Here is a 12,430-nt window from a genome sequence, read left to right as displayed (position 1 = left end):
ACAAGGCGCCGAAAGTAAATAAAGTATGTCTAACCAATCCGTACAAACTGTAAGCACAACGAATGATAAATATAAAATCATTCTGGCGATTGTTGCTGCGGTTGCTGGTGTTGCTGCTTTTTATATCCTTGTGAATCAGCCGGGTTATATTCGTGCGGCAGCGTTAGTTGTTGGTTTATTGGTTGCTGTCGGATTGATCTGGTCGTCAGAAACCGGGCGTAACTTTGTTTCTTTTGCCAAAGAATCAGTGCGCGAAGTAAAAAAGGTTGTTTGGCCTACTCGTAAGGAGGCTGGTCAAATTACTGCAGTTGTATTTGGGTTTGTATTTGTAATGGCTCTTTTTCTCTGGGGCACTGATAAATTTCTCGAATTTCTATTGTTAGATGTAGTTCTTGGATGGAAATCATAATGACTGAGCACATTCAGGAAGATCAAGATGGTGCAGAACCTAATGTTTCTGTGCCTAAAAGTGCTAAAAGATGGTACGTAGTTCATGCTTATTCTGGTATGGAAAAAAGCGTACAGCGCGCCTTGATGGAGCGCATTGAGCGTGCAGAAATGCAAGATAAATTCGGACAGATTCTGGTTCCTACCGAAGAAGTTATTGAAGTAAAGAACGGTAAAAAAGCAGTAACAGAGCGCCGCTTATTTCCAAGTTATGTTTTCGTTGAGATGGAAATGACGGACGATACTTGGCATTTGGTCAAAAATACCAGCAAGGTTACAGGTTTTATAGGTGGAAAATCAAATAAGCCTGCGCCTATCCCTCAGCGTGAGGTTGATAAGATTTTGCAGCAAATGCAAGACGGTGTTGAGAAGCCAAGGCCAAAAATATTGTATGAAGTGGGTGAAGTTGTTCGAATTAAAGATGGTCCATTTACTGACTTCAACGGCAATGTTGAAGAAGTAAACTACGAGAAATCGAAAGTTCGAGTCACTGTTACGATTTTCGGGCGAGCAACTCCAGTAGAGCTGGATTTTGGTCAGGTAGAAAAAGTGTAAAGAATTAACGTCATTCAGTACGGTAAGTTAGTAATAATTTAAAAACTGAAAAGCAGTAAACAGAGGAGCCCATCACTGCATTTACTGCTATGCCGGGCGCTACTACTCAACTAATGAAGGAGCCATCATGGCAAAGAAAATTATTGGTTTTATCAAGCTGCAAGTGCCAGCTGGTAAAGCAAACCCATCCCCGCCAATCGGACCAGCTTTGGGTCAACGTGGTTTGAACATTATGGAATTCTGCAAGGCGTTTAACGCCCAGACCCAAGGTGTAGAGCCAGGTATGCCGATTCCTGTTGTGATCACTGCATTTGCTGATAAGTCTTTCACTTTCGTGATGAAGACGCCTCCAGCAACGTATATGATCAAAAAAGCAGCTGGCATCACTAAAGGTTCAGCGAAGCCTCATACTGATAAGGTTGGTAGCATCACACGTAAGCAAGCAGAAGAAATCGCGACAACAAAACGCGCTGATTTGACTGCCGCTGATATGGACGCAGCAGTGCGCACTATCGCGGGTTCTGCGCGCTCCATGGGTATCACGGTAGAGGGACTGTAATGGCTAAGTTATCCAAAAAAGCAAAATTGCTCAAAACCAAAGTTGATCGTTTAAAAGTTTACTCTTTTGATAATGCGGTAACTTTGATCAAAGAATGCGCAACAGCAAAGTTCAATGAATCCATCGACGTTTCGATCCAACTTGGTGTTGATCCAAAGAAATCAGATCAAGTAGTTCGTGGTTCAGTTGTATTGCCTTCCGGCACTGGTAAAACAGTCCGCGTTGCGGTATTTGCTCAAGGTGCTAAGGCTGAAGAAGCAAAAGCTGCAGGCGCTGATATCGTTGGTATGGAAGATTTGGCTGAGCGTATTAAAGCAGGCGATATGCCGTTCGACATCGTTATTGCATCTCCAGATACCATGCGTATCGTTGGTACTTTAGGTCAGATTTTAGGTCCACGTGGTTTAATGCCTAATCCAAAAGTTGGTACTGTGACTCCAGACGTTGCGACAGCAGTTAAAAATGCAAAGGCAGGTCAAGTTCAATACCGTACAGATAAAGCAGGTATTATCCATTCAACTATCGGTCGTAAATCTTTCGCTGATGGTGATCTGAAGGCAAACTTGGTAGCTTTAGTTGAAGCATTGAATAAAGCGAAGCCAGCTTCCAGCAAGGGTGTTTATCTGCGTAAGATTTCTCTGTCATCCACAATGGGTGCTGGTGTACGCGTTGACCATAGCAATCTGGCAGGTTAATCAAGAATTAAGTCCGTACATTGATAAAGATGTACGGCCAATCTTTGGGCTGGCTAATAAATTTTAATTAGTCAGAGTGTCAAAGACCGTTGGGCTTAATTTATTTCTAATAAGTTAAGTTAAATCGCAAGAGAGTAATCTCAAGTACCCAACGCAGATGGTGTACCCGGATAAGTTTTGTAGTTACATACTGTTAATCCAGTAAAACTCCTAACTTCGGACGCCGTGTTCGAAACGATATGAGGGAGACACATCATCCTGATGTGAAGACTGAGTATCATAATTGGAGGTTGACCGTGAGTCTCAATCTGAATGATAAAAAAGCCGTCGTCGCTGAAGTCTCTGCAAAAGTAGCAACTGCTCAGACTATCGTCGTAGCTGAATATCGTGGTATCCAGGTCGGTCATTTGACGCAATTACGTGCTAATGCGCGTGCTCAAGGTGTGTACATGCGAGTATTGAAAAATACACTTGCACGTCGTGCTGTTGAGGGAACTGTGTTTGCAAGCCTCGCTTCTGAAATGACTGGTCCGTTGATCTATGCGATCTCGGAAGATGCTGTTGCAGCTGCAAAAGTTGTTCAAGATTTTGCAAAAAGCAATGACAAACTAGTCGTAAAGGCAGGCAACTATGCTGGTAAATCGCTAGATAAAGCTGGCGTTATGGCATTGGCAAGCATTCCTGCTCGTGAAGTGTTGTTGGCGCAAGTGTTAGGTATGATGCAGGCTCCTGTATCTAGCTTCGCACGCGCTTTGGCCGCTCTCGCAGCAAAGAAAGAATCTGATTCACCTGCAGCACCAGTAGCAGAAGTTACTGAAGCCGTTGCTGAATAAGATTTTTCGTCAAATACTGAATTAATGTAATTTATAAATTGGAGTTTCAAATGGCAATTAGCAAAGACGATATCCTGGAAGCCGTAGGCGCGATGTCCGTAATGGACTTGAACGACTTGGTTAAGGCATTCGAAGAAAAATTTGGCGTATCTGCTGCTGCAATGTCTTCTGGTCCAGCCGCTGGCCCAGCTGCTGCTGTAGAAGAGCAAACAGAATTCAACGTGGTTCTGACTGAAGTTGGCGCAAATAAAGTTGGCGTAATTAAAGCAGTTCGTGAATTGACAGGTTTGGGCTTGAAAGAAGCCAAAGACGTAGTTGATGGCGCACCGAAAACAGTTAAAGAAGCTGTTTCTAAAGCCGATGCTGAAGCTGCTAAGAAGAAATTGGAAGATGCTGGCGCGAAAGCAGAAATTAAGTAATTTTGTAATAATAAGGCAGATCTTGGGATTTGCCTAAGTCAAAGACAGGAATCTTCTCGAAAGAGAAGGTTCCTCTTTGGCTTCTTTGTCGTTGTAATGATGTTGTTTAGATAATGTCGTTTCAGTTGTATTTTTTTTGTTCTGGAAATTCATAAGGTTAAGGGCTGAGACTTGAGGTTTCTTTTTGTAATTGTTACACCAATTATGTTTTGAATCCTGAATTCTCCATCCTTCCTTGTCACTAACGGAGTGTCCATGCACTACTCATTTACTGAGAAGAAGCGCATTCGTAAGTCTTTCGCGAAACGCGCTAACGTTCACAACGTTCCGTTCCTGCTGGCGACCCAGCTCGAGTCATATTTAGGTTTTTTACAGGCAGACAAAACAGCGTCTGCTCGTAAAAATGAGGGCTTGCAGTCAGCCTTCACCTCAATATTTCCGATCGTGTCGCATAACGGGTTCGCACGTCTTGAATTTCTATCCTATGTTTTAGGTGATCCTGCTTTTGACGTCAAGGAATGTCAACAGCGTGGTCTTACTTTTGCATCTCCTTTACGTGCCAAGGTACGTTTGGTAATTCTTGATAAAGAATCGCCAACTAAACCAGTTGTTAAAGAAATGAAAGAGCAAGAAGTCTATATGGGTGAATTGCCACTCATGACGACTACTGGCTCTTTCGTCATCAACGGTACTGAGCGGGTTATCGTTTCTCAGTTGCACCGTTCCCCTGGCGTGTTCTTTGAGCATGACAGAGGTAAGACTCACTCATCAGGTAAATTATTATTTTCGGCAAGGATTATTCCTTACCGTGGATCATGGTTAGATTTTGAGTTCGATCCTAAAGATATTTTGTTCTTCCGCATCGATCGTCGTCGCAAGATGCCGGTCACCATCTTGTTGCGTGCTATTGGCATGAACAACGAGCAGATACTGGCAAACTTCTTCGTATTTGATAACTTCACTTTGCATAATGACGGCGCTGAAATGGAATTCGTTTCTGAGCGTTTGCGTGGCGAGGTTGCACGTTTCGATATCTCTGATAAAGCCGGTAAAGTCATTGTCGCCAAAGATAAACGTATCAATGCTAAGCATGTACGTGAGATCGATGTTGCTGGCATTAAGCATATATCGGTTCCAGAAGATTATCTGTTGGGTCGCGTATTAGCTAAAAATATCGTCGATGGCGATACTGGTGAGGTGATTGCTAATGCAAATGATGAATTGACAGAAGAATTGATGGGTCGCTTGCGCGACGCGAAGGTTGGAACTATCCAGACTTTGTACACCAACGATTTGGATCAAGGTTCTTATATTTCCCAGACTTTGCGTGCTGACGATACAGCGGATCAGATGGCTGCTCGCGTCGCAATTTATCGTATGATGCGCCCAGGCGAACCGCCAACAGAAGATTCAGTCGAAGCCCTGTTCAATGGCTTGTTCTACAGCGAAGATCGTTACGATTTATCCGCTGTCGGTCGTATGAAGTTCAACCGCCGTATCGGTCGTGATGAGCTGACTGGCGCGATGACTTTGTCAAACGAAGACGTATTGGCAGTGATTAAGATTTTGGTGGAACTGCGCAATGGTCGCGGTGAAGTCGACGATATTGATCACTTGGGTAATCGTCGTGTTCGTTGTGTTGGCGAGTTGGCTGAAAACCAATTCCGTGCTGGTCTGGTGCGTGTTGAGCGCGCGGTCAAAGAGCGTCTGGGTCAGGCTGAAGCCGACAACCTGATGCCGCATGACTTGATCAATTCCAAGCCTATCTCTGCTGCAATTCGTGAGTTTTTTGGTTCTTCACAACTGTCTCAGTTTATGGATCAAACCAACCCATTGTCTGAGATCACGCACAAGCGCCGTATCTCTGCACTTGGACCTGGTGGTTTGACACGTGAACGTGCAGGTTTTGAAGTGCGTGACGTTCATCCAACTCATTATGGCCGCGTTTGCCCTATCGAGACTCCAGAGGGACCAAACATTGGTTTGATCAACTCACTGGCCTTGTATGCTCGTTTGAATGAATATGGTTTCCTAGAGACGCCATATCGTAAAGTGGTTGACAGTAAAATCACGCAACAAATTGACTACTTGTCCGCGATTGAAGAAGGTCGTTACATTATTGCTCAGGCGAATGCGACGATTGACGGTGCTGGCACATTAGTCGATGAATTGGTGTCTGCTCGTGAAGCGGGTGAAACGATTCTAGTTTCTCCAGAGCGTATCCAGTACATGGACGTCGCAACAGGTCAGGTAGTTTCTGTCGCAGCATCTTTGATTCCTTTCCTAGAACACGATGATGCAAACCGCGCCTTGATGGGTGCCAACATGCAGCGTCAAGCAGTTCCTTGTTTGCGCCCTGAAAAAGCATTTGTTGGTACAGGTATCGAACGTACTGTCGCAGTCGATTCTGGTACAACAGTACAAGCATTGCGTGGCGGTAAAGTCGATTACATCGATGCGGGTCGTATCGTTATTCGTGTGAATGATGCTGAAGCACAAGCTGGTGAAGTCGGTGTAGACATCTACAACTTGATCAAGTACACACGTTCTAACCAAAATACCAATATCAACCAACGTCCTATCGTTAAAGTCGGCGATATGGTTGCGAAGGGTGACGTTTTGGCTGACGGTGCCTCCACCGATCTGGGTGAATTGGCTCTCGGTCAAAACATGCTGGTTGCATTTATGCCATGGAATGGTTATAACTTTGAAGATTCGATTCTGATCTCTGAAAAAGTAGTAGCTGATGATCGTTACACATCGATTCATATCGAAGAGTTATCTGTTGTTGCTCGTGATACCAAGTTAGGTGCAGAGGAAATCACTCGTGATATCTCTAATCTTGCTGAGAATCAATTAGCACGCCTTGATGAAGCGGGTATTGTTTATATCGGCGCTGAAGTGACAGCTGGCGATACTTTAGTTGGTAAAGTAACACCAAAAGGTGAAACACAACTGACTCCTGAAGAGAAGCTGCTGCGTGCGATTTTCGGTGAAAAAGCATCAGATGTTAAAGACACCTCCCTGCGTGTGCCGTCTGGCATGGTCGGTACTGTTATTGACGTTCAAGTGTTCACTCGTGAAGGTATCCAACGCGACAAACGTGCTCAACAAATTATTGATGATGAGCTGAAACGCTATCGTCTTGATTTGAATGATCAGTTACGTATTGTAGAAGGTGATGCTTTCGAACGTCTGGAACGTATGTTGATTGGTAAAGTCGCTAATGGCGGCCCGGCTAAATTGGCAAAAGGCAGCAAGATTACTAAGGAATACTTAGCTGATCTGGATAAATATCACTGGTTTGATATTCGGCCGGCAGATGATGATGCGGCTAAAGCTTTGGAAGCGATTAAAGATTCCATCGCTGAAAAACGCCATCAGTTCGATCTGGCTTTCGAAGAAAAACGTACCAAGCTGACACAGGGCGATGAACTGCCACCTGGCGTACAAAAAATGGTCAAGGTTTACCTGGCTGTTAAACGTCGCCTGCAACCTGGTGACAAGATGGCGGGTCGCCACGGTAACAAAGGTGTGGTATCTCGTATCGTTCCTATCGAAGACATGCCATACATGGCTGACGGTACTCCAGCCGACATCGTGTTGAACCCGTTGGGTGTTCCATCACGGATGAACGTTGGTCAGGTTCTGGAAGTGCATTTGGGTTGGGCAGCTAAAGGTTTGGGTCTGCGTATCGGTGAAATGTTAAAAGCCAAAGTGAAGATCGAAGAGCTACGTGGCTTCTTGAAACAGATTTATAACGAATCTGGCAAAAAAGAAGACATCGATGGTTTTTCTGATTCCGATATTTTGGAATTGACAAGTAACCTGAAAAACGGTGTTCCTTTTGCAACACCGGTGTTCGATGGTGCGCATGAAGGCGAAATTCGTCGCATGCTTGATTTGGCTTATCCTGACCATATCGCTAAGCAACTCGGTATGACACCTTCGAAGAACCAAGTGACTTTGTATGATGGTCGCACTGGTGAAGCATTTGAACGTAGCGTGACAGTTGGTTATATGCACGTACTTAAATTGCACCATTTGGTTGATGACAAGATGCATGCCCGCTCTACTGGCCCTTACTCTCTGGTTACTCAGCAGCCACTCGGCGGTAAAGCGCAGTTCGGTGGTCAGCGTTTCGGTGAGATGGAAGTTTGGGCTTTGGAAGCGTACGGCGCATCGTATGTCTTGCAAGAGATGTTGACAGTGAAGTCGGATGACGTGAATGGCCGTACCAAAGTGTACGAAAATCTCGTCAAGGGCGATCACGTGATTGATGCCGGTATGCCGGAATCCTTCAACGTGTTGGTCAAAGAAATTCGCTCCCTCGGTATCGATATCGATCTCTCACGGGATTAAGCGACAACTAGCAGTATTAGCCGTCTCTGAGCAAAAACTTAGAGACGGCATTAGTATCTATAGCCGTTTAGAATTTTTTGTTCCCGGTATTGGCGGAACCTAACTAAAACCTAGGCTCTCCCGTTGATGCGAACAGGGTTTAAGCAAAAAACTCTTGTACCATCCAGCACTAGCGTTTACCTCACTGGAGTGACACACATGAAAGCACTGCTCGATCTATTCAAGCAAGTTCAGCCTAACGAACAATTCGACGCGATCAAAATTGGTCTCGCGTCTCCCGAGAAAATCCGTTCGTGGTCCTACGGCGAAGTAAAAAAGCCGGAAACCATCAACTATCGTACTTTTAAACCAGAGCGCGATGGTTTGTTTTGCGCCAAAATTTTTGGCCCTATCAAAGATTACGAATGCCTGTGCGGTAAGTACAAGCGTTTGAAGCATCGCGGTGTTATCTGCGAAAAATGCGGTGTAGAAGTTACTTTGGCTAAAGTGCGTCGTGAGCGCATGGGTCATATTGAGTTGGCTTCTCCAACTGCACACATCTGGTTCCTGAAGTCACTGCCATCCCGTTTGGGTATGGTACTGGATATGACTTTGCGGGATATCGAACGTGTTTTGTATTTTGAAGCTTATGTTGTGACCGACCCTGGTATGACTCCGCTGAAAAAATGCCAGATCATGTCGGAAGATGATTACGCTGCTAAGTATGAAGAGCATGGTGATGAGTTCACGGCGTTCATGGGTGCCGAAGGTATCCGTGAATTGCTGCGTTCTATCGACATCGACCGTGATGCAGAGACTTTGCGTGTTGAACTGAAAGAATCAAAATCTGAAGCCAAGATCAAGAAGTACGCCAAGCGTCTGAAAGTACTCGAAGCATTCCAACGTTCTGGTATCAAGCCAGACTGGATGATCATGGAAGTACTGCCAGTATTGCCGCCAGAATTGCGTCCGTTGGTACCGTTGGATGGCGGTCGTTTTGCGACTTCCGATCTGAACGATTTATATCGTCGCGTCATTAACCGTAATAATCGTCTGAAGCGCCTGATGGAATTGCGCGCACCAGAAATCATTACCCGCAATGAAAAGCGTATGTTGCAAGAAGCCGTCGACTCATTGTTAGACAATGGTCGTCGCGGTAAAGCAATGACAGGCGCGAATAAGCGTCCGCTGAAATCATTGGCTGAAATGATCAAAGGTAAGGGCGGCCGTTTCCGTCAAAACTTGTTGGGTAAGCGCGTCGATTATTCTGGCCGTTCAGTCATCGTGGTTGGTCCACAACTGAAATTGCATCAGTGCGGTTTGCCTAAGTTGATGGCGTTGGAATTGTTCAAACCTTTCATTTTCAATAAATTGGAATTGATGGGTCTGGCAACAACGATCAAAGCAGCAAAGAAATTAGTGGAGATTCAAGAGCCTGTTGTTTGGGATATCTTGGAAGAAGTCATCCGTGAACATCCGATCATGTTGAACCGTGCGCCGACATTGCACCGTTTGGGTATTCAGGCGTTTGAGCCAGTGTTGATTGAAGGTAAAGCGATCCAGTTGCATCCACTGGTCTGCGCCGCATTCAATGCCGACTTTGACGGCGATCAAATGGCGGTTCACGTTCCTTTGTCGATCGAAGCACAAATGGAAGCCCGCACACTGATGCTGGCATCCAACAATATTCTGTTCCCGTCTAACGGCGAACCGTCTATCGTACCTTCGCAAGATATCGTATTGGGCCTGTACTACGCTTCCCGTGAAAAAATTAACGGTAAGGGCGAGGGCATGATGTTCCCTGATGTTTCAGAAGCGATCCGCGCCTGGGACAACAAGGAAGTCGAACTTAGCACACGTATCACCGTGCGTATTACAGAATTTCCAAAAGATCTGGAAACGGGTGAATTCGTTAAAACGATCAAACGTTACGAAACCACGGTTGGTCGCGCAATTTTGTCAGAAATTTTGCCAAAAGGTTTGCCGTTCACCGTACTTAATCGTGCGTTAAAGAAAAAAGAAATCTCCAAACTGATCGATACGTCTTTCCGTAAGTGCGGTCTGCGCGCAACGGTCGTATTTGCTGATCAATTGATGCAAATGGGTTTCCGCCTCGCGACACGCGCTGGTATTTCTATCTGTATCGATGATATGTTGGTACCGCCACAAAAAGTCACATTGATTGCAGCGGCTGAGCATGAAGTGAAACAGATCGAGCAGCAATATGCGTCTGGTCTGGTAACTGCTGGTGAGCGTTATAACAAGGTTGTCGATATCTGGGGCAAGACCGGTGATGAAGTCGGTAAAGCCATGATGGATCAACTCAAGGTAGAAGACGTTATTCGCCGCGATGGTACTAAAGGTACGCAGGAATCTTTCAACGCCATTTATATGATGGCTGACTCCGGTGCGCGTGGTTCTGCTGCGCAGATTCGTCAGTTAGCAGGTATGCGCGGACTGATGGCGAAACCGGATGGTTCTATTATTGAAACACCGATCACCGCGAACTTCCGCGAAGGTCTGAACGTGTTGCAATACTTTATTTCCACTCACGGTGCACGTAAAGGTCTGGCCGATACCGCTTTGAAGACAGCGAACTCCGGTTACCTGACACGTCGTCTGGTTGACGTTACCCAAGATCTGGTCGTGATCGAAGATGATTGCGGTACAGCCAACGGTGCGTCAATGAAAGCGATTGTTGAAGGCGGTGAAGTCAACGTGCCTTTGCGTGACCTGATTTTGGGTCGTGTTGCAGCTAATGATATCGTCAATCCAGAAACACAAGCCAATTTGTACGACGCAGGTACCTTGTTGGATGAAAACGCTGTAGAAGAGATCGAACGTCTGGGTATCGACGAAGTCAAGGTACGTACGCCACTGACATGCGACACACGCTACGGTTTGTGCGCAATGTGTTACGGCCGTGACCTCGGTCGTGGTTCTATGGTCAATGCGGGAGAAGCAGTTGGTGTTATCGCTGCTCAGTCGATTGGTGAGCCAGGTACTCAGTTGACAATGCGCACCTTCCACATCGGTGGTGCCGCATCTCGTGCAGCGATTGCGTCTTCTGTTGAAGCTAAGTCCAACGGTACGATTCGTTTCACCGTCACCATGCGTTATGTGACTAATGGTAAGGGCGACCAGATTGTGATTTCCCGTTCTGGCGAAGTCTTGATCACGGATGACCACGGTCGCGAGCGCGAACGTCATAAAGTACCTTACGGTGCAACATTGATCGTTAAAGATGGTATGGTCATCAAAGCTGGTACAGCATTGGCGACTTGGGACCCACTGACACGTCCTATCATTACTGAATACACCGGTACTGTGAAGTTTGAAAACGTCGAAGAAGGCGTTACCGTTGCCAGACAAGTCGATGATGTCACTGGTTTGTCTACACTGGTTGCAATCGATGCAAAACGTCGCGGTACTGCAGGCAAGGCTGTTCGTCCACAGGTCAAACTGTTGAACGAACAAGGTGAAGAAGTTAAGATCTCTGGTACCGAGCACGCAGTAACGATCGGCTTCCAAGTCGGTGCTCTGATTACGGTCAAAGATGGTCAGCAAGTTCACGTTGGTGAAGTATTGGCACGTATCCCGACTGAATCACAAAAGACTCGTGATATTACCGGTGGTCTGCCACGCGTTGCTGAGTTGTTTGAAGCACGTTCGCCAAAAGATGCAGGTATGTTGGCTGAAGTCACAGGTACAGTAGCTTTTGGTAAGGAAACCAAAGGTAAGCAACGTCTGGAAATCACCGACATGGACGGCGAGAAACACGAGTTCCTGATCACCAAAGACAAACAAGTCCTGGTACATGACGGTCAAGTTGTGAACAAAGGTGAGATGATTGTTGACGGCCCGGCCGATCCACAAGACATTCTGCGTTTGTTGGGTATCGAAGCGCTGGCACGTTACATCGTTGATGAAGTTCAGGACGTGTACCGTTTGCAAGGCGTTAAGATCAATGACAAGCACATTGAAGTGATCGTACGTCAGATGTTGCGTCGCGTTGTTGTGGTTAACCCAGGCGATGCAAACTACATCATCGGTGAGCAAGTTGAGCGTTCTGATTTGTTAGGTGAAAACGATAGAGTTGCTGCTGCTGGCGGTATCCCTGCGACATATGAAAATATCTTGCTCGGTATCACTAAAGCATCCTTGTCGACAGATTCTTTCATCTCGGCAGCGTCCTTCCAGGAAACTACACGTGTTCTGACAGAAGCAGCGATTATGGGCAAGAAAGATACCCTGCGCGGCCTGAAAGAAAACGTCATCGTGGGTCGTTTGATTCCTGCCGGTACAGGTTTGGCATTCCACCGCGCTCGCAAGTTGAAAGAAACTTGGGAAGCCGATGAACGCACAGCCTTGTTGCAAGCAGAAAAAGCAGCATTCGCGCCAATGCCAGAAACGGCAACAACGGATGCAGCCGACGGCGAAGCGTAATCTAATGCTAGGCATGCATCATTTGCAGGCAAGCTAAGGCAATGTAATTGCAAAAAACGGCACCGCAGCTAGTCTCCGGTGCCGTTTTTATTTTGTAAATTGTTTAGAAATTTGCATGCAAATGCGCCACGAGCA

General features: G+C 46.0%; 8 protein-coding genes. All 8 read left to right on the top strand.

The features are described from left to right. The first annotated feature begins 25 nt into the window (after positions 1–25). The gene (secE, locus tag AAKU61_RS03540; RefSeq protein WP_354329705.1) at positions 26–409 is read left to right on the top strand and encodes a preprotein translocase subunit SecE; all 384 of its coding nucleotides are present in this window, start codon (positions 26–28) and stop codon (positions 407–409) included. Further along, a complete protein-coding gene (nusG, locus tag AAKU61_RS03535) occupies positions 409–1,002 on the top strand; it encodes a transcription termination/antitermination protein NusG (RefSeq protein WP_354329703.1) in 594 nt (197 codons plus the stop codon). Before secE ends, nusG begins: the two co-directional genes overlap by 1 nt. 127 nt (positions 1,003–1,129) lie before the next feature. Further along, positions 1,130–1,561 carry a 50S ribosomal protein L11 gene (gene rplK / locus AAKU61_RS03530; protein WP_186886082.1) on the top strand — a complete coding sequence of 144 codons (432 nt, stop codon included), beginning with the start codon at positions 1,130–1,132 and terminating at the stop codon, positions 1,559–1,561. After that, positions 1,561–2,256: a 50S ribosomal protein L1 gene (gene rplA / locus AAKU61_RS03525; protein WP_354329701.1), complete on the top strand. Its 696-nt coding sequence runs from the start codon at positions 1,561–1,563 to the stop codon at positions 2,254–2,256. The genes rplK and rplA overlap by 1 nt, the downstream gene beginning before the upstream one ends. A gap of 296 nt (positions 2,257–2,552) precedes the next feature. Then, positions 2,553–3,089 carry a 50S ribosomal protein L10 gene (gene rplJ, locus AAKU61_RS03520; RefSeq protein ID WP_323492395.1) on the top strand — a complete coding sequence of 179 codons (537 nt, stop codon included), beginning with the start codon at positions 2,553–2,555 and terminating at the stop codon, positions 3,087–3,089. Between the two features lie 50 nt (positions 3,090–3,139). Further along, complete coding sequence (gene rplL / locus AAKU61_RS03515; protein WP_322120316.1) at positions 3,140–3,508, top strand: 50S ribosomal protein L7/L12; 369 nt, start codon at positions 3,140–3,142, stop codon at positions 3,506–3,508. A gap of 255 nt (positions 3,509–3,763) precedes the next feature. Further along, the gene (rpoB, locus tag AAKU61_RS03510) at positions 3,764–7,870 is read left to right on the top strand and encodes a DNA-directed RNA polymerase subunit beta (RefSeq protein ID WP_322120315.1); all 4,107 of its coding nucleotides are present in this window, start codon (positions 3,764–3,766) and stop codon (positions 7,868–7,870) included. A 198-nt stretch (positions 7,871–8,068) separates the two neighbouring features. Further along, positions 8,069–12,295: a DNA-directed RNA polymerase subunit beta' gene (rpoC, locus tag AAKU61_RS03505; protein WP_354329698.1), complete on the top strand. Its 4,227-nt coding sequence runs from the start codon at positions 8,069–8,071 to the stop codon at positions 12,293–12,295. Positions 12,296–12,430 lie beyond the last annotated feature (135 nt).

Origin of the sequence: Undibacterium sp. GrIS 1.2 (genome assembly GCF_040544435.1) — a bacterium.
Classification (GTDB): Bacteria; Pseudomonadota; Gammaproteobacteria; order Burkholderiales; family Burkholderiaceae_D; genus Undibacterium.
Note: the sequence above shows the minus strand (reverse complement) of the source record. Positions and strands in the feature narration are given on the sequence as shown.